General features: G+C 66.0%; 18 protein-coding genes. 14 read left to right on the top strand and 4 right to left on the bottom strand.

Annotated features, from left to right (window positions below; translation table 11 throughout):
* The first annotated feature begins 9 nt into the window (after nt 1–9).
* The 7 genes from ACWPWO_RS00620 (at nt 10) to ACWPWO_RS00650 (ending at nt 7,185) form a co-directional block, all read left to right on the top strand.
* A complete protein-coding gene (locus ACWPWO_RS00620; protein ID WP_454003600.1) occupies nt 10–1,641 on the top strand; it encodes an AMP-binding protein in 1,632 nt (543 codons plus the stop codon).
* A gap of 3 nt (nt 1,642–1,644) precedes the next feature.
* A complete protein-coding gene (locus ACWPWO_RS00625; RefSeq protein ID WP_454003602.1) occupies nt 1,645–2,829 on the top strand; it encodes a thiolase family protein in 1,185 nt (394 codons plus the stop codon).
* Nucleotides 2,826–3,239, top strand: a complete 414-nt coding sequence (locus tag ACWPWO_RS00630; RefSeq protein WP_454003604.1) for a Zn-ribbon domain-containing OB-fold protein — start codon at nt 2,826–2,828, stop codon at nt 3,237–3,239. The genes ACWPWO_RS00625 and ACWPWO_RS00630 overlap by 4 nt, the downstream gene beginning before the upstream one ends.
* Nucleotides 3,240–3,259: 20 nt before the next feature.
* Complete coding sequence (locus ACWPWO_RS00635; protein ID WP_394063102.1) at nt 3,260–3,991, top strand: SDR family NAD(P)-dependent oxidoreductase; 732 nt, start codon at nt 3,260–3,262, stop codon at nt 3,989–3,991.
* Nucleotides 3,992–4,359: 368 nt separating this feature from the next.
* Nucleotides 4,360–4,779 carry a TRAP transporter small permease gene (locus tag ACWPWO_RS00640; RefSeq protein ID WP_454003607.1) on the top strand — a complete coding sequence of 140 codons (420 nt, stop codon included), beginning with the start codon at nt 4,360–4,362 and terminating at the stop codon, nt 4,777–4,779.
* A 15-nt stretch (nt 4,780–4,794) separates the two neighbouring features.
* Nucleotides 4,795–6,084 carry a TRAP transporter large permease gene (locus tag ACWPWO_RS00645; RefSeq protein WP_454003609.1) on the top strand — a complete coding sequence of 430 codons (1,290 nt, stop codon included), beginning with the start codon at nt 4,795–4,797 and terminating at the stop codon, nt 6,082–6,084.
* Between the two features lie 57 nt (nt 6,085–6,141).
* Nucleotides 6,142–7,185: a TRAP transporter substrate-binding protein gene (locus ACWPWO_RS00650; protein ID WP_454003611.1), complete on the top strand. Its 1,044-nt coding sequence runs from the start codon at nt 6,142–6,144 to the stop codon at nt 7,183–7,185.
* Nucleotides 7,186–7,238: 53 nt separating this feature from the next.
* Here the strand turns inward: ACWPWO_RS00650 and ACWPWO_RS00655 are convergent, their stop codons facing one another.
* The gene (locus ACWPWO_RS00655; RefSeq protein WP_454003613.1) at nt 7,239–8,609 is read right to left on the bottom strand and encodes a DUF6056 family protein; all 1,371 of its coding nucleotides are present in this window, start codon (nt 8,607–8,609) and stop codon (nt 7,239–7,241) included.
* Nucleotides 8,610–8,968: 359 nt separating this feature from the next.
* On the opposite strand from ACWPWO_RS00655, the gene ACWPWO_RS00660 reads away from it, so the two are divergent.
* The 5 genes from ACWPWO_RS00660 to ACWPWO_RS00680 all read left to right on the top strand — a co-directional run bounded on the left by ACWPWO_RS00660 (nt 8,969) and on the right by ACWPWO_RS00680 (nt 14,285).
* On the top strand, nt 8,969–9,856 hold the full coding sequence (locus ACWPWO_RS00660) for a SphA family protein (protein ID WP_454003615.1): 888 nt from the start codon (nt 8,969–8,971) through the stop codon (nt 9,854–9,856).
* Between the two features lie 22 nt (nt 9,857–9,878).
* On the top strand, nt 9,879–10,661 hold the full coding sequence (locus ACWPWO_RS00665) for an SDR family oxidoreductase (RefSeq protein ID WP_454003617.1): 783 nt from the start codon (nt 9,879–9,881) through the stop codon (nt 10,659–10,661).
* Between the two features lie 179 nt (nt 10,662–10,840).
* The gene (locus tag ACWPWO_RS00670) at nt 10,841–12,085 is read left to right on the top strand and encodes a styrene monooxygenase/indole monooxygenase family protein (RefSeq protein WP_454003619.1); all 1,245 of its coding nucleotides are present in this window, start codon (nt 10,841–10,843) and stop codon (nt 12,083–12,085) included.
* An 18-nt stretch (nt 12,086–12,103) separates the two neighbouring features.
* Nucleotides 12,104–12,691 (top strand): flavin reductase family protein, encoded by a 588-nt coding sequence (locus ACWPWO_RS00675; protein WP_454003621.1) that lies wholly within the window; start codon nt 12,104–12,106, stop codon nt 12,689–12,691.
* A 1-nt stretch (nt 12,692) separates the two neighbouring features.
* Nucleotides 12,693–14,285, top strand: coding sequence for a phytoene desaturase family protein (locus ACWPWO_RS00680; protein ID WP_454003623.1), 1,593 nt, complete (start codon nt 12,693–12,695; stop codon nt 14,283–14,285).
* A 39-nt stretch (nt 14,286–14,324) separates the two neighbouring features.
* Here the strand turns inward: ACWPWO_RS00680 and ACWPWO_RS00685 are convergent, their stop codons facing one another.
* Nucleotides 14,325–15,302, bottom strand: coding sequence for an AraC family transcriptional regulator (locus ACWPWO_RS00685; RefSeq protein ID WP_454003625.1), 978 nt, complete (start codon nt 15,300–15,302; stop codon nt 14,325–14,327).
* A 152-nt stretch (nt 15,303–15,454) separates the two neighbouring features.
* Between ACWPWO_RS00685 and ACWPWO_RS00690 the strand changes: the two genes are divergently transcribed.
* On the top strand, nt 15,455–16,069 hold the full coding sequence (locus ACWPWO_RS00690) for a flavin reductase family protein (RefSeq protein ID WP_394063124.1): 615 nt from the start codon (nt 15,455–15,457) through the stop codon (nt 16,067–16,069).
* A gap of 3 nt (nt 16,070–16,072) precedes the next feature.
* Here ACWPWO_RS00690 and ACWPWO_RS00695 read toward each other — a convergent pair whose 3' ends face one another.
* Entirely contained in the window at nt 16,073–16,849 is a 777-nt protein-coding gene (locus ACWPWO_RS00695; RefSeq protein WP_394063126.1) for an ABC transporter ATP-binding protein, read from the bottom strand.
* 271 nt (nt 16,850–17,120) lie between these two features.
* Here ACWPWO_RS00695 and panD point away from each other — a divergent pair, with 271 nt between their 5' ends.
* Nucleotides 17,121–17,678 carry an aspartate 1-decarboxylase gene (panD, locus tag ACWPWO_RS00700; protein ID WP_454003628.1) on the top strand — a complete coding sequence of 186 codons (558 nt, stop codon included), beginning with the start codon at nt 17,121–17,123 and terminating at the stop codon, nt 17,676–17,678.
* Nucleotides 17,679–17,736: 58 nt separating this feature from the next.
* Here the strand turns inward: panD and nikR are convergent, their stop codons facing one another.
* Nucleotides 17,737–18,198, bottom strand: a complete 462-nt coding sequence (nikR, locus tag ACWPWO_RS00705; RefSeq protein ID WP_454003630.1) for a nickel-responsive transcriptional regulator NikR — start codon at nt 18,196–18,198, stop codon at nt 17,737–17,739.
* Nucleotides 18,199–18,421: the final 223 nt, after the last annotated feature.

Consider the following 18,421-nt stretch of genomic DNA (forward strand, 5'->3'; position numbering starts at 1 on the left):
AACATTTCAATGGCCAATACCACGGTCTACCAGGCTTTTCGCGACACCGCCCAACGCTGGGGCGACAAGCCGTTCGTGTGCACCCTGCCCGAAACCGCCGAGATCTACGGCATCCCGGCCGGCGAACTGAGCTACGGCCAGGCGCTGGAGCGCATCGACGCCCTGCGCGCCGACTATGCCGCCGCAGGCTATGGCCACGGCCACCGCGTGGGCATCCTGCTGGAGAACCGCCCGGTGTTCTTCCTGCACTGGTTCGCCCTGAACAGCCTGGGCGTGTCCATCGTCCCCATCAATCCGGACCTGCGCGCCGCCGAGCTGGAATACCTGATCGGCCACTCCGAGATGATCATGGCCATCGCCCTGCCCAGCCGCCACCAGGACCTGGTGGAAGCGGCCCAGCGGGCCGGCCAGCCCTTTGCCATCATGGCCGACGGCGATGTGCCGCCCGTGGTGACGCAGGCCGCATCGCGCTCCTGCGACGTGCCCGACGAGCACAGCGAGTGCGCCCTGCTGTACACCTCCGGCACCACCGGCCGCCCCAAGGGCTGCATGCTGTCCAACCAGTATTTCCACTATGCGGGCGAATGGTATCGCGACATCGGCGGCCTGGCCCGGCTGCACCCCGGCCAGGAGCGCATGCTCACGCCCCTGCCCCTGTTCCACATGAACGCCATGGCCTGCTCGACCATGGCCATGGTCAAGACCGGCGGCTGCCTGATTTCCCTGGACCGCTTCCACCCGCGCAGTTGGTGGCAGTCGGTGCGCGAATCGCGCGCCACCGTGGTGCACTACCTGGGCGTGATGCCCGCCATCCTGATGAAGGCCGAACCGTCCGCGCAGGACCGCGAGCACCAGGTGCGCTTCGGCTTCGGCGCCGGCGTGGACCGCGGCCTGCACCCCCTGTTCGAAGAACGCTTCGGCTTTCCGCTGCTGGAAGCCTGGGCCATGACCGAGACCGGCGCGGGCGCCAGCATCATCGCCAATCACGAGCCGCGCCACATCGGCACCTCCTGCTTCGGCAAGGAGATGCCGGTGGTCGAAGTGCTGCTGATGACCGACGAGGGCCGACCCGCGGCCACGGACGAGAACGGCGAGCTGCTGGTGCGCTCGGCCGGCGAGAATCCGCGCTACGGCTTTTTCTCCGGCTACTGGAAGGATCCGGCCGCCACCGACGAGGCCTGGAAGGACGGCTGGTTCCATACCGGGGACATCGTGCGCCGCGACGCGCAAGGCTATCTGCATTTCGTGGACCGCAAGAAGAACGTGATCCGCCGCAGCGGCGAGAACATCGCCGCCGTGGAAGTGGAGAACATCCTGCAGCAGAACCCGCTGGTGCGCTCCATTGCCGTGGCCGCCGTGCCCGATGACATCCGCGGCGACGAAGTCATGGCCCTGGTCGTGCCGCACGCGCCGCTGGCCAGCCGCGAGGACAAGGAGAAGGCCGCCGTCGAGCTGGTCAAGTGGGGCCTGACGCAGCTGGCCTATTTCAAGGTGCCCGGCTACGTCCTGTTCGTGGATGCGCTGCCCCTGACCTCCACCAACAAGATCCAGCGCGGCGAGCTCAAGACCGTGGCCCTGGCGGCCCTGGCCAATCCCGACTGCATCAACACCAATCACCTGAAAAAGCGCCAGGAGGCCTGAGTCATGGCCTTGAAGCCAAAAGCCCGGATGGCCTACGACGACGTCGTGCTGACCACGCCGGTGACCATTCCCTACCAGCGCCACTCCGAGCAGACGGCGCACTGGTGGCTGGGCGCGGCCCTGGGCCAGGCCATCCGCGAGGCTGGCCTGAGCAAGGCCGATGTCGACGGCGTGTGCGTGTCCAGCTTCACGCTGGGCACGGACACCGCCGTGGGCCTGATGCAGCACTTCCAGATGAGTCCGCGCTGGCTGGACCATATCCCCATGGGCGGGGCCAGCGGCGTGGTGGCCCTGCGCCGCGCGGCGCGCGCCGTGCAGTGCGGCGATGCGTCCATCGTGGCCTGCATCGCGGGCGACACGAACCAGCTCGAATCCTTCAAGAACACGGTGGCCGGCTTCTCGCGTTTCTCGCAGGACGCCGTCTACCCCTACGGCGCAGGCGGACCCAATGCCAGCTTCGCGCTGCTGACCGACTATTACATGCGCCATTTCGGCGCCACCCGCGAAGATTTCGGCAAGCTGTGCGTGGCCCAGCGCGACAATGCGCTGCGCAATCCGCATGCCTTGATGAAAAAGCCCCTGACGCTGGAGCAGTACCTGGAGGCGCGCGTCATCGCCGACCCCATCCATCTGTTCGACTGCGTCATGCCCTGCGCGGGCGCGGAAGGCTTTCTGGTGATGCGCCGCGAACAGGCCGAGGAACTGGGCCTGCCTTACGTGCGCATCCGTTCCACCATCGAGCGCCACAATGCCTTTCCCCAGGATCCCGTGCAGTTTCGCGGCGGCTGGGCCATGGACAAGGACGCCTTTTACGAGCATGCTGGCCTGAGCCCGGCGGACGTGGACTTCCTGGAAACCTACGATGACTATCCGGTCATCAATGTATTGCAGTTCGAGGACCTGGGCTTTTGCGCCAAGGGCCAGGGACCGGCCTTCATCCGCGAGCATACATTCACGATAGAGGGCAGCTTTCCCTTCAACACCAGCGGCGGCCAGCTGTCGGTGGGGCAGGCGGGCGCAGCCGGCGGCTACCTGGGCCTGGTGCAGGCCTTGCGGCAACTGACCGGCACGGCCGGCGACACGCAGGTGCGCGATGCGCGCATCGGCCTGGTCTCCGGCTTTGGCATGATCAACTATGACCGCGGCCTCTGCACCGCCGCGGCCCTGCTCGAACGAGGCCAGCCATGACGATTTCCGATGCCCTGAACGGCGTGCTGCCGCCCGGCGCGCGCAGCGCCCCGGCGGCGGGCCTGACCGAGGCGGCGCAGCGCGGCGAATTCGCCCTGCAGGTCTGCCCGTCCTGTGGCACGGTGCAGTACCCCGTGCGCGACGTTTGCGACCGTTGCCTGCACACCACCCTGATCTGGAAGCAGGTGCCCGATACCGGCGTGCTGCGCGCCACCACCACGTTGCACCACAGCAACGAGGCCTACTTCCGCGCCCGCCTGCCCTGGCGTATCGGCACGGTGCAACTGGATTGCGGCCCCTTCGCCATCGCCCATCTGCCCGAAGGCGGGCAGGCCGACCAGCCCGTGCGCCTGAGCCTGGAGCTGGACGAGGGCGGGGTGGCCGTGCTGGTGGCCCGTCCCGTCCCCTGAATTTGCCTGGAGAACAAGACATGACACAACCCCACTACACCGCCGTGGTCACCGGAGGCAGCACCGGCATTGGCGAAGACATCTGTCGCAAGATGCTCGATGCCGGCTATACCGTGATCTCCATGGCCCGCAATGCGCTGCCCTGGACCCACGAGCGCCTGCATTGCGTGCAGGTGGACCTGCTCGATGCCGCCGCCACGGAAAAAGCCGCGCAAGACATCGCAGAGCGCTTCGAGGTGACTCACTTCGTGCACAACGCCGGCGTGATCTGGCCCGCCCTGCTGCCCGAAGTGAAGCTGGAGGACCTGCAGGGACTGACCCAGATCCACCTGGGCTCGGCCATACAGATCACCCAGGCCGTATTGCCGGCCATGCGCAAACGCCAGTTCGGCCGCATCATCCTGATGTCCTCGCGCGGCGTGCTGGGCCTGCAGACGCGCACCGCCTATTCGGCGACCAAGGCCGGCATGCTGGGCATGGCCCGCACCTGGGCGCTGGAGCTGGCCGACCAGGGCATCACGGTCAATGTGCTGGCTCCCGGCCCCATCCAGACCAATATGTTCTACGACGTGGTGGACGCCGGCAGCGAGCGCGAGGCCCAGCTGGCCGCCTCCATTCCCGTCAAGCGTCTGGGCCGCGTGGACGACATCAGCCGCGCCACCATGTTCTTCGCCGATCCGGAGAACGGTTTTGTCACCGGGCAGACCCTGTACGTCTGCGGCGGCGCCAGCGTGGGGACCTTGACGATCTGATCGCGCAGGTCCTTCACATCCTGCTGCGGCGATAGCCTCCTGGTTTTCCAGGGGGCTTTTTATTCATTGAAGATTTGCCAGGGCTTGCCGGGTATGCAGTCGAACCGGCAACGTGTTCCTGGAATTCATGATTCTGGATGGATTTAAGGGTTTTTTTCTATTTACGTGGATTTGTTCATCTATAAACTATTTAGAACAGAAATATAAGAGATGCGTCCGCGACCGAGCGCCGCATGCTCGCCGAGGAAACTGGCCCCGACCGGGCCGAGACAAGTGGAGCTGTAATGAACGACGATCTGCCAGGGATGGAGCTGGTACGGTCACGTGGAGTGGTAAGAGTTGTAGAAGCAATTCTGGATACCGTCTGTGTGGTCATCCTGATCCTCATGACCGGCATCACCACCGTGGACGTGGTGGGCCGGTATCTGTTTCATTCCCCCCTTCTGGGCGCCTATGAAGCCAGCGAACTGTTGCTGGGCGTGCTGATCTTTGCCGCCCTGCCGCGCGTGACCTGGCACCGGCAGCACCTGACGGTCAGCCTGATCGACGCCTGGCTGGGCCCGCTGGCGCGCCGCGTGCAGCAGTTCCTGATCAACGTCGCCTCCACGGTGATGCTGGCGGTGCTGACGGTCTACTTGTGGGGGCACGCCGCCCAGCTGGCGGACTACGGCGACATGAGCAACGGCTTGCGAGTGCCCATCGCGCCCTTCGCCTACGTCATCTCCATCATGACCGGGATCGCCACCTTGGCCTCGCTGATCCAGGTCTTCTGCTCCCCCCGCCGATAAAGACGGAGTGTTTCCATGTTGATTTCCATTATCGGACTGGTCGTCCTGCTGGCCAGCCTTTTCCTGGGCCTGCCCATCGCCTGGGGCATGCTGCTGGTGGGCACGCTGGGCTTTGCCTATTTCACCGGCCTGGAGGCCGCCCTGACCATGGCGGCCCAGACCAGCTTCGACACCGCCATGAGCTACAGCTTCACGGTGCTGCCCCTGTTCATCCTGATGGGCAATCTGGTCAACGCCTCGGGCCTGTCCAAGGACCTGTACAAGGCTGCGCACGCCTTCATCGGCCACCTGCGCGGCGGCCTGGCCATGGCCACCATCGTGGCTTGCGGCGCCTTCAGCGCCCTGTGCGGCTCCAGCATGGCGACCACGGCTGCCATGGGCCGCGTGGCCATGCCCAATATGCGCAAGTACAACTACGATGACCGCCTGGCCACCGGCAGCATCGCCGCCGGCGGCACGCTGGGCATTCTGATCCCGCCCAGCGTGATGATGGTGGTCTACGGCATCCTGACGGAAACCGACATCGGCAAGCTGTTCGCCGCGGGTTTTCTGCCCGGCATGGTAGCCATGCTCATGTACCTGATCACCGTCACCATCATTACCGCTGTCAATCCCAACCTGGGCCGCCCCGGCGAGAAGGCCAGCTGGCGCGAGCGCCTGCAGGCCACCAAGGGCGTGCTGGCCATTACCGTGCTGTTCGTGGTCATCATGGGCGGCATCTATGGCGGCGTGTTCACCCCCACGGAAGCAGCCGGCATCGGCGCCGCCGCCACGTTTGTGATGACGCTCAAGCGCCGCGGCTGGCAGCCGCGCCTGTACCTGACCGTGTTGATCGGGGCGGCCCAGACCACCGCCATCATGTTCGCCTTGGTGATCGGCGCGCTGGTGTTCACCAATTTCCTAACGGTGGCCGGCCTGCCCAGCCAGTTGCTGGGCTTCATCGAGGGCATCGACGTCTCGCCCATCGCGGTGATCCTGATCATCTGCGCCATCTACCTGGTGCTGGGGTGCTTTCTGGAAACCATGTCCATGGTCATGCTGACCGTGCCCATCTTCTACCCCATCGTGGCCTCGCTGGGCTTCGATCTGGTGTGGTTCGGCATCATCGTGGTGGTGGCCGCCGAGATCAGCCTGATCACCCCGCCGCTGGGCCTGAACATCTTCATGATCAAGAACGTGATGCCGGACGTGTCGCTGGGCACCATCATCCGCGGGGTGACGCCTTTCGTGATCACCGACATCGTGCGCCTGCTGCTGCTGATCTTCGTGCCCTGGATCATCCTGGTCATACCCAACAGTATGTAAACCGAAATTTTGCCGCTGGGCCCTGCCCCGGCAAGACATAACCAACGAGGAGTCGATATGCGTATTTTCAAGAAACTGGGTCTGAGCCTGGGCCTGGCCGCCGCCGCGCTGGCCCCGACGCTGCCGTCCGCGGCTGCCGAAGTCACCACCCTGCGTTTTTCCCAGTGGATGCCGCCGGGCCACTACATCGTCACCGAGATGTTCGAGCCCTGGGCCAAGGAAGTGGAGAAGGTCACCGAAGGCCGCGTGAAGGTGGAGTTCATCAATGCGCTGGGCAAGCCGCAGGCCCACCTGGACCTGGTGCGCAACGGCGTGGCGGACCTGGGCATGTCGGTGCACAGCTACACCGCCAACCGTTTCCCGCTGATCGAATTCGCCGAGCTGCCTTTCACCACCGATGACGGCGGCGTGAACTCGGTGGCCTACTGGCGCACCTATGAAAAGTTCATGATGGACGCCGGCGAGCACAAGGGCGTCAAGCTGATGGGCGTGTGGACCAGCCCGGCCACGGTGATCTTCACCAGCCGCGAGGACGTGAAGTCCATCGACGATCTGAAGGGCATGAAGCTGCGTTCGCCCAGCCCGCTGTTCGATGCCATCGGCAAGGCCCTGGGCATCGTCACGGTCAATGCGCCGGCCTCCGACAGCTATGAAATGCTCTCGCGCGGCGTGATCGACGGCATGTACTTCCAGTACGACCAGATCGAGAACTGGAAGCTGGACAAGCTGATCAAGACCGCCGTGTCCGTGCCGGGCGGCTTTGGCAAGTCCAGCCAGTACCTGTTCATGAACGAGCGCAAGTGGAGGAGCCTGTCCGAACAGGACCGCGCCGCCATCGAGAAGATCACCGGCGAATGGATGGCCAACGATTTCGGCTCCAAGTGGCAGGCCGCCGAGCAGAAGGCCATCGAGAAGCTGACCGCGGAGGGCCTGAAGACCGTGCGCATCGAGGGCGAGGCCCTGGAACAACTGAAGCAGCGCCTGGCCTTCGTCGAAGAGGATTGGCTGAAGGCCGCCGAGAAGAAGAAGGTGGACGGCCCCGCCGCCCTGGCCTACTTCCGCGAGCAGATCAAGGAACTGAGCGCCGCCAAGCAGCAGTAAGCGGCTTCGCATGGCTGGATGAACCCCGCGCCCTTCGGGTCGCGGGGTTTTTTTCATTCCAGGCGTTGCGGCGGCTTGTGCAGGTCGTAGTGTTCCTTGACGGGGTATTCGACGATCGTGGCCGTGCTGTTGTAGTAGTTCGCCAGGGCGCTGCCATCGAAGAAGGTGTCGAACCGGTCCCGGGAGCGCAGCGTGCGCCGGAAGTGGTACTGGGGAATTTCGATGCGGGCCAGCTTGCGCTCCAGCCCGTCGGCGATGATGGCCCTGCGGACCTGGTCCTGCTGCCAGGCGCCGTGATAGGCGCGCAGCATGAGCCCGCCGGACAGCAGCCATGCAAGGGCGCAGGCCGCGAGCGTGACGGACAGGCCTCGCCGCCAGAGCGCCGCCTTGTCCTGCAGGTCGTGTCCATACAGGGACAGGGCGACCAGCAGGTACATGAATCCGCCATTCAGGGCCCGTTTCGGAATATTGGGCGCCAGGACCAGAATGGCGTTGGCCAGGCAGGAGGCGCCGACCAGCAGAACCATTGCGCGCCGAGTTTTGGGGGAGGGCGGGCCGGCATGCAGGCGCCACGCTCCCAGGATGAGGAAGACGCCGGCGTAGCGCAGCATGGCGTCGGGAAAGCGGCGGCTGAAATGGTCTAAGGCGCGCCCGAGCGCGGGCTGGCTGTACCAGTGATCGAAGGCTTCGGCGCGGATCTGATTGCCCGGCGCCAGCAGCAGTATGGCAATGCCGGCCGCCATGCACAGCAGCCAGATGAGGGGCCATGCGCCCAGGGGGCGTTGGCGGGCATGGCGGTAGGTCAGCCAGGCCAGCAGGCACCAGGTGACGATGCCGGTGTTTTCGTTGGAACAGCCGGCCGGCAAGGCCAGCAGGGCCAGGGCCGCGGCCAGCCAGAGCGGCGTGGAGCCTTGCCGCAGACGCCACAGATAGGCGAGCGCAAAGCCGAAGTTGAAGACATTGGGCCACAGGTAATTGGCGGCGCCCACGACCCAGAAGGTGGTCTGTCCCAGGTCGGGGTTGGCGAGCCAGTAAAGAAAGAAGACCAGCAATACGAGCTGCGGCCGCAGCGTCCGGCCGGCCAGGCGGGCCCCCAGCGCGGCCAGGATGAGGGACAGGCCGGTCACGGCCATGGTGTTGAGCGTGGCGACCATCCAGGTCTGCTCCAGGTTGAGCATCCAGCTGGACAGCGTATCCGCGACCAGGCGCCCGCTCCAGCCCGTGTAGTGGCGCCAGACCGCATTCCATGACACGCCTTTATTGGCGTAGCTGAAGTCGTCGGAGCTCATGGGCGTGAGCCAGTTCAGCGCCCAGGTCACCGCCAGGGCCAACACCGCCAGGCAGACCGCGATGCGGTTTGAAAGCCGCGCGCGCAGGCGGGGCGTGCCGATGCTGGGAGAGGTGGCGGCGAGGGGATGACTCATGGTGATTCGCTGGAAAATGGCCCAAGGGCGCAGACTACCGTATTGGATTTCATTTAACCGTTCATTCGTGAAATCGCCGGTGATATTCCTTATTACGTAACTGCCTTGGCGAGAGAGTTTCGCTGACAGCCGTTTAAAGACCGGGACGGGCGGTTCTGGACGCATGCCGGCGCGCGCCATTGCCTGGCGCGGCGCCTTCTTCTTTAAGCCTAAACGAGATCGGGGTTTTCCCTGCTTTTGCGTGTTGCTGCGTTTATCGGCCAGGCGCTGCGCAAAGTGGATATACCCGCTCTGGGCGCGCTCCTACCATGGGCCTCACTGTCAAACCCAAAAAGAAAAGGAGTGGAGACATGGGGGGCATGAAAAAGAACGCAATGGCGGCCGTGCTGGCGGCCGGTTCGCTGGGCGCGGGCTCGGCCTGGGCCATCGAAGGCAACGGCCTGCCCGTCTATCCGGATGGCCTGGAGAACTACATGAGCGGCGCCTTGCCGCCGCCCGGCGTGCACGCGCTGATCTATGGCGGGGCCATGCGCTACGACTCGGTGCGCGATCGCCATGGCGACAAGCTGCCGATTCCGGACTTCCGCGTGGACGTGGGCGTGATCGCGCCGCGCCTGGTGTGGGTGACGGAGCAGCAGGTGCTGGGCGGCCAACTGGCCTTTCACGCGCTGGCGCCGCTCTTGACCGTCAAGGCGCAGGCCGCCGGCCAGTCGCAGCGCCGCAGCGGCCTGGGCGACGTGGTGTTCGGCCCGGCGCTGGGCTTTCATCCCAGCGAGAAGCTGCACTACATCCTGGGCGTGGACTTCGTGGCGCCCACAGGCCGCTACGACGTCAATGACAGCGCCAACCTGGGCCGCAACTACTGGGCCATCCAGCCCGCTGCCGCCCTGAGCTACATCCAGCCCAGCGGCCTGAACGCGGACCTGAAGGTGATGTTCGACTTCAACATGCGCAATCGCGACACCGACACCCGCACGGGCAAGGCCATCCATGCCGACTATGCCCTGGGCTGGGGGCTGGGCAACGGCCTGGTGGTGGGCGTGGGCGGCTATGCCTACCAGCAGATCGAGCGCGACCGCGGCCCCCTGGCCGGGGACGGCCGTGCCCGGGCCTTCGCCATCGGCCCCAGCATCCGCTACGCCAACGACAAGGGCCTGCTGATCACCGCCAAGTACCAGCAGGACCTGGGCGTGCGCGGCCGCCCCGAAGGCAAGCAGTTTTTTGTGAAAGTGGCGGTGCCGTTCTGACGGCCCGAAGCAGGAGAGTGACATGAAAGGACTCAAGGACAAGGTATTCGTGGTGACTGGCGGGGCGACCCGCATCGGCGCCGGCGTGGTCGAGGTGCTGCTGGGCTACGGCGCGCGCGTGGCGGTGTTCGACATCGATGCGGTCGGCGGACGCAAGGCGGTGGGCGCGGACGAGGCGCGCGCCAGGTTCTGGGAAGCGGACATCACCGACGACGCCCGCCTCGAGGCCGCCGTGCAGCAGGTGCTGGCGCATTTCGGCCGCGTGGACGGCCTGGTCAATCTGGCCTGCTCCTATCTGGACGAGGGCATGGCCTCGAGCCGCGCGGACTGGCTCAAGGCGCTGGACATCAATCTGGTCAGCGCCGTGCAGGCCGCCAAGGCCGTGCGGCCCCTGCTGCCCCGGGGCGGTTCCATCGTCAACTTCACCTCGATTTCCTCGTCCATCGCCCAGACCGGACGCTGGCTCTACCCCGTGTCCAAGGCGGCGCTGCTGCAGCTCACGCGCAGCATGGCCATGGACTTCGCCCCCGACGGCATCCGCGTCAATTCCGTCTCGCCCGGCTGGACCTGGTCGCGCGTGATGGACGAGCTGACCGGCGGCGATCGCGCCAAGACCGATCGCGTCGCCTCCGCCTTTCACCTGCTGGGCCGCGTGGGCGACCCGCAGGAAGTGGGCGAAGTCGTGGCCTTCCTGCTGTCCGACGCCGCCAGCTTCGTGACCGGCGCCGACTATGCCGTGGACGGCGGCTATTCGGCCATGGGTCCCGAGCAGAACGTGCCGGCCATCCCCAAGCTGGCCGAATAGGAAATCAGGGCGACGCCCGGGGCGGCGCCCGCCTGACCATGTGCCTTTGCATAAATCTCGCCGTCTGCGGCGGGGTCGGGCAAGGCGAGATCGATGTGGCGCGGCAAGCGCTCCTGAATCATGGCGAAGAGGCTCCGGCCGGGAAGCCGGAGCTCTTCACCCCCTAGAAGGAAATCATTATGCGTAAAGTTGCTATCGTGGGCGCCGGCCAGGCCGGCATGCCCGTTGCATTCGGCCTGCTGGCCAAGGGCTATGAAGTGGCCGTGTTCACCAACCGCAGCCCGGACGACGTGCGCCGCGGCCGCGTGATGTCCAGCCAGTGCATGTTCGCCGAGGCTCTGGACGTGGAGCGCCGCCTGGGCCTGAATTTCTGGGACGAGGAATGCCCGCCTGTCCAGGGCATCGGTTTCGCCCTGCCCAATCCCGAGCAGCCCGACACCAAGGCGGTGGACTGGAGCGGCCGCCTGGACCGCGAGGCGCAGGCCACCGACCAGCGCGTCAAGATGCCATACTGGCTGGAGCTGTTCGAGCAGCGCGGCGGCAAGCTGGTCCTGGAAGACGTGGGCGTGGCCGAGCTGGAGCGCATCACGCAGGAATACGACCTGACCATGCTGGCCGCCGGCAAGGGCGAGGTGGTCAAGCTGTTCGAGCGCGACGCCGACCGTTCTCCCTACGACAAGCCCCAGCGCGCCCTGGCCCTGACCTACGTGCACGGCCTGGAGCCCACGCCCGAGTATTCGCGCGTGTCCTTCAATTTCATCCCGGGCGTGGGCGAATATTTCGTGTTCCCCTCCCTGACCCTGTCCGGCCCCTGCGACATCATGGTGTTCGAAGGCGTGCCCGGCGGCCCGCTGGACCGTTTCCGCGATGCCAAGACGCCCGAGGCGCACCTGGAGCAGAGCCTGTCCTTCCTGCGCGACTTCCTGCCCTGGGAGGCCGACCGCGCCCGCAATGTGGAACTGACCGACGCGCAGGGCTATCTGTCCGGAGCCTTCCCCCCCACGGTGCGCAAGCCCGTGCTGACGCTGCCCTCGGGCCGTATCGTGCTGGGCCTGGGCGATGCCGTGGTGGTCAACGACCCCATCACCGGCCAGGGTTCCAATAACGCCGCCAAGGCCGCCCAGGTCTACCTGGACAGCATCCTGGAGCACGGCGAGGGCGCCTTCGACCGCGCCTGGATGCAGGCCACGTTCGATCGCTACTGGAACTACGCGAACCTGGTGGTGCGCTGGACCAATTCCATGCTGGTGCCGCCTACCGAGCAGTCCTTCGCCCTGCTGACGTCCGCCCAGCAGCATCCGCGCCTGGCGCATTTCCTGGCCAACGCCTTCAACCACCCGCCCGTGCTGTTCCCCGCCTGGGACGACATGGGCGCGGCGCAGCAACTGATTGCCCAGAGCGCGAGCCAGACCGTGGCCGCCTGATACACGAGGAGAAGCATCATGACCCCGACCGCTACGCTGCAACGTCCTTCGTCCGAGCCGGCTCCCGTACTGGCCGCCGGGCCCCGCGCCCAGTCCGCGGGCGGCCCGAACGTGATCGACAGCCGCGCTTTCCGCCAGGCGCTGGGCCATTTCCCGACCGGCGTGGCCATCGTCACCACCCGCTGTCCGGATGGCCGGGCGGTGGGGCTGACCATCAACTCCTTCACTTCCCTGTCGCTGGAGCCGCCGCTGGTGATGTGGAGCCTGGTGAACCATTCCCCCAGCCTGGAGATTTTCCAGAACTGCAGCCACTTCGCCATCAACGTGATCAGCCAGGAGCAGGTGCCCGTGGCCCTGGGCTTCGCCAACTCGCAGGTCAAGGACAAGTTCGCGCTGGTCTCGCACATGGACGGCGAAGAAGGCGTGCCATTGATCGACGACTGCGTGGCCACGTTCGTGTGCGAGAACTACCGCCAGCACGAAGGCGGCGACCATACGCTGTTCATCGGCCGGGTGGTGCGCCACAACACGCTGACCGAGCACGAGCCGGCCGTCTTCCATCGCGGCCGCTTCGCGACCCTGTCCACCCCGCAAGGAGACCGTTGACATGAGCGAGGCGCACAGCGCCGACGTGGTCATCGTCGGCAGCGGGATGAACTCCCTGACCTGCGCGGCCCTGCTGGCCCAGCGGGGCCTGAAGGTGACGGTGCTGGAGCGCAATGCCGTGGCCGGCGGCTGCATACGCACCGAGGAGCTGTTTCCGGGCTTTACGCACGACGTGCTCTCGAGCTGGTATCCGCTGTTCATGGGCGGGGCGTCCTATGCGGCGCTCTCGGGCCCCCTGGCGGCGGCCGGCCTGGAGTTCGCGCAGGGTCAGTACAGCACCGGCCTGGCCATTCCCGGCGGCCCGGCCCTGGCCTTGCGCCAGGACATGGACGATACCGTGCGCCGCTTCAACAGCCTGGCGCCTGGCGAGGGCGACGCCCTGGGCGCCATGGCGGCGCGCATGTTCGGCCCGGACGCCGGCCTGGTGTTCGGCCTGCTGGGCGGCGAGCCCTACCGCTGGCCCATGGCCAAGCTGGTGTTCGGCGCCTGGCGCGAGCGCGGCCTGGACGGTCTGCTGGCCTTCGGCTCGCAGGCGCTGGAGAGCTTCCGGCGCTGGGCCTTGCGCGATTTGCGCACGGACCTGGCGCGCGCCATGATCGCGCCCTGGGTGCTGCACAGCGGCCTGGGTCCGGACGAAGCCAGCTCTGCCCTGATCGGCAAGCTGACCTTCGGGGCCGTGGTCGGCGGCGGCATGCCGGTGGTCAAGGGCGGCAGCGCGCGCATCGTGCAGGCTTTCACCCGCCTCATCGAGCAGGCGGGCGGCGCCGTGCTGACCGGCCGGCACGTGGACCGCGTGCTGGTCGAGGGCGGCAAGGCCACGGGCGTGAGCGTGGGCGCGCAGGTCTATCGGGCGCGCCGCGCCGTGGTCTGCAATGTGACGCCCGGCCAGCTCTACGGCGAATTGCTGCCCGAGGTCGAGCCCGCCCTGCAGCAGGCGGCCCGCGACTATCACTATGGCCGCGGCGGCATGCAGATCCACTTCGCTTTGAATTCTCCGCCCGACTGGGTGGATCCGGAGCTGGCCCGCGTGCCCATGGTGCATGTCACCGAAAGCATGGAGCAGGTCTGCGCCTCGGTCGTCATGGCCAACAACGGCTACCTGCCGGCCCGCCCCACCCTGGCCGTGGGGCAGCCGGTGGCGGTGGATGCGAGCCGCGCCCCCGACGGGCACTGGATATTGTGGGTGCAGATGCAGGAACTGCCCGCGCGCATCAAGGGCGACGAGGCGGGACAGATCGCCGTGCCGCCCGACGGGCGCTGGACCGAGGCGGTGCGCGAGGCCATGGCCGATCGCGTGCAGGCGCGCCTGGAAACCGTGATGCCCGGCCTGGCCGGCAAGATCATCGGCCGGCGCAGCTTCAGCCCCGTCGATCTGGAGTCCTTGAACATGAACCTGGTGGGCGGCGATCCCTACAGCGGCGTATGTTCGCCCGATCAGTTCTTCTTCATGCGCCCGTTCGCCGGCCACAAGAAGGCCCGCAGCGGCGCCACGCCCTGGCGCAATCTGCACCAGATCGGGGCCTCGGTGCATCCCGGCCCCGGCCTGGGCGGCCAGTCGGGCTACCTGGCGGCGCAGCGCATCCTGAAGGGCTAGAACCGGATCAGAGGCTTGGCCAGGCGGCGACCGGCCGCCTCAGTGCTGCAGGCCCCGCACGCGCAGCAGGGTCTGGCTCGGCGTCTCGCCGAAACGGCTGCGGTATTCGGCGCTGAAGCGGCCCTGGTGGGCGAAGCCCCAGCGCATGGCCAGGTCGGCCAGGGACAGGCGGGCTTCATCCGAATGCATCAGTTCGTGGCGCAGCCGGTCCAGCCGCACCTGGCGCAGGTACTGCATGGGGCTGAGGCCGTAATGATCGCGGAAAGCCTGCTGCAGCGTGCGTGCGCTCACCCCGGCCACCGCGCTCAGTTCGTCCACCGTGATGGGCAGGTGGGCCCTGTCCTGCAGGTAGGCTTCCACCTTCTTCAGATGGCGCGGCAGCACGCGGCCCAGCGGCTGGCGCTGGGCCTGGGCGGGCGGATGCAGGCCCAGCAGCGTGGTCACGGTCAGTTGTTCCAGCTGGCTGACGAGCAGCGGCGAGCGCAGGATGTCCTGCGAGTTGCGGGCGCAGTCCAGCACGAAGCTCAGCATGATCTGCCAGGATGGCTGGGTGTGCGCCTGCAGGCGCACCGGAAAGACCAGCCCCTGCGGGCCCGCGTCCAGCCCCAGCCCGCGCGCGGCCTGCTCGACCAGGCTGCGGTCTATCTTGAGCATGAGCTGTTCGTTGTTGGCGTGCCAGACCATGTCCACGTCCTCGTTGGGGTTGAGGATGGTGGCGGTGTCGGGGGCGGACTCCACGGTCTGTCCGCCGCAGCGCACGCGGGCGGTGCCGTACTGCGGCATCTGCACCAGGTAGAAGCCGGCCAGGTGTTCGGGCTGGATGTGCACGTCGGCGCCATAGCCCAGGCGGCTGAGCGCCACCTGGCCGAACTGCACGTGGCGCAGTCGGGTCTGCAGGGTCTGGTCGGCGCGCAACTGGCTGAGCTGGTGCGATTTGATCAAGTCGCTGACCGAATTGCGCACCTGCTCCAGGTCACCGGATGCGAAACAGGCCCATTGTGTGGTGGTGTTCTGCATGATTCGTGCGCCTGGATGGTTCAGGAAGGCAGGGTTGGTAGGCAAAACCTTGAGTTTCAACGGTTTGCAGCAGTTATATTTTAGTTGTAAAGTATATCGTGGGCTATCGGGATTTCCCGAGGTGTATTCCTTGATGAACAACAGAGAGAACCGTGCAGGAAGATTTTCATTTCTACGAGCCGACGCAAGGCCATGGGCTGCGTCATGACCCCATCAGTTCCATCGTCGGCCCTCGCGTCATCGGCTGGATCGGCACCAAGAGCACGCAGGGCGTGCTGAACCTGGCCCCCTACAGTTTCTGCAATGTGTTCAACTACCGCCCGCCGGTGATCGCCTTTTCCAGCGTGGGCTACAAGGACAGCATCCGCAACGCCATCGAGACCGGCGTGTTCACCTGGAACCTGGCCACGCGCGAGCTGGCCGAGCGCATGAACCAGACCAGCCTGGAGCAGGACGTGCGCGAGTTCGAGATCGCCGGCCTGACGCCGGTGGAATCGCGCTTCGTGGATGCGCCGCGCGTGGGCGAGAGTCCGGCTTCGCTGGAGTGCAGGCTGACGCATCATTTCCGCCTGCAGGACTCGCAGGGCAAGGAACTGGATACCTGGATGGTGCTGGGCGAAGTCGTGGGCGTGCACGTGTCGCCCGATTGCATCGTGGACGGCATCTACCAGACCGCCCTGCCGCGCCCCATTCTGCGCGGCGGCGGCCCCGGCGATTATTTCGAGGTCTCGGACACGACGCTGTTCGACATGCGCCGGCCCAAGTAAGCGTTAGCGCGGGTGGTCCCCGGCCGCCAGGAACTGGGCCAGGCGGGGACTGCGCGGGGCCACCAGCACCTGTTCGGGCGCGCCTTCTTCCTCGACCACGCCTTCGTGCAGGTAGACCACCTTGGTGGATACATTGCGCGCAAAGCTCATTTCGTGCGTCACCACCACCATGGTGCGGCCTTCCTCGGCCAGGTCCTGCATCACGCGCAGCACTTCGCCCACCCGTTCCGGGTCCAGGGCGGAGGTGGGTTCATCGAACAGCATCACTTCGGGCTCCAGCGCCAGCGCCCGGGCGATGGCCACGCGCTGCTGCTGGCCGCCGGACAGGAAGGCCGGGTATTGCCTGGCCAGGTCGCGCGACAGGCCGACCTTGTCCAGGTAGTGCTCGGCCTTGGCGATGGCCTGGGCCTTGTCCACGCCTTGCACATGGATTGGCGTGGCGATGATGTTTTCCAGCACCGTCATGTGGGACCACAGGTTGAAGTGCTGGAACACCATGGCCAGGCTGGTGCGCAGGCGCATCAGCTGCTGCTTGTCCTGCACGGCCAGCTCGCCCGTCCTGGGGTCCGGCCGGGTCTTGAGTTCCTCTCCCTTGATGACGATGCGGCCCGCGCTGGGCGTCTCCAGGAAGTTGATGCAGCGCAGGAAGGTGCTCTTGCCCGAACCGCTGGAGCCGATCAGGCTGATGACGTCTCCAGGCTCGGCGCTCAGCGACACCCCTTTGAGGACTTCCAGGGAGCCGTAGCGTTTGTGAATGTTTTCGATGAGCAGGTTGGGCATGGAGGGCGTATCGTGTCGGAAATGAAAAAGGTCGGCCGGGCGTTGCGCACGGAAGGGGAATTACATCACAGAGTGCGTCCCAGGAAAATCATCCTGGCTGTGGTTTTCCCGTAAACATTTGTGGATAAAAACGTATTTCGCGAAGCTTCTGGGTTTATCATTCAGACTCCATCTTACCCCCGACGGGGTTGCGGGGCCCGCGCCGCCGGCGCGTCCACAGGGCTCCAGGAGTCCGCCCGAAGCGGACTGATTCACCCTAGAGAGTGTTGTCATGAAAAAAGTGGTCCGTGCGAAGCTGCATGGCATCAAGATTACCGGCGCCGACCTGAATTACCACGGGTCCATCACGCTGGATCCCGAAATCTGTGAAAAGGCAGGCATCCTGCCCATGGAGTTCGTGGAGATCTGGAACAAGGACAGCGGCGCCCGCATATCCACCTACGTGATCTACGGCGAACCCGGCTCGCGTTGCGTGGTGCTCAACGGCGCGGCCGCGCGCACCTGCCAGAAGGGCGACACGGTCATCATCTGCGCTTCCGAGTACGTGCAGACGGCCGAGCTGTACGACATGCGGCCCACGGTGCTGACCTTCACGCCCGAGAACGAGATTGACGAGATCATGTACTACGAAGTGCGCAAGACCGCCCAGCGGGACTTCGACTTCCGCATCGTGCGCGATGAACGACCCCGCGGCGCCGAACGCGAACTGGCCCGCGTGGACATAGACGCCCTGTCGGCCGACCTGCGCCAGCGCGGCCTGGATGACCGCGCCATCGCCGACATCCTGTCCTGCCACCTGGCGGATTTCGCTCCCGCGCGCCAGGGCTAGCGGCTTCGCCCAGGCGGCGCCTGGGCTTTACCTTCCTGCCAGATGATTCCGGCCCCGCCTAGCGCAGCGGCTGGACGTGCACGTGCTCGCTGTGGCCGTGGGTGTGGGCGTGCTCGCTGACTTCCACCGGCACGATGTGCACGTGGCCGTGGCGCACGCCGGTCTGGGCCACGATGGCGTCCGCGCAAGCGCGCACCTGGGCGATGGGACCGCGCAGGATGGCGGTTTCCAGGCAGTGGGCATGGTCCAGGTGGATGTGCTGGGAGACCACCATGACGTCGTGATGGTCGTGCTGCATCTGGGTCAGGCGGTTGGCCAACTGGCGTTCGTGGTGGTCGTACACATAGGACACGGTGGCCACACACCACTCCACCCCGTCATCCTGCAGCTCGTGCTGGCCTAGTTCCTTGCGGACCAGGTCGCGGAAGGCTTCGGAGCGGTTCAGGTAGTTTTTCTTCTGGACGAGTTCATCGAACGCGTCGGCCAGGCTGTCCTCGACAGAAATGGTTAGGCGTCGCATGGCGTTCCTTGTGGCGGTTTCGGGGCGTGGGCGCAATGTCCGATTTTACGCGTTTTACGCGGGAATGCGGGCCAAAGAGCGCTGATGGGCGGGTGGAGGCGACGCCCTGCGCCAAGCTGATCAGGACTATATTCAAACCGATATGCGTATTTGGGGGCGGCATATTGATTCCCGCCGCCACTATGCTATTCTGTGCCGCCGTATGAACTTTTATGAATTCTTC

It is taken from the genome of Alcaligenes sp. Marseille-Q7550 (assembly GCF_965112015.1).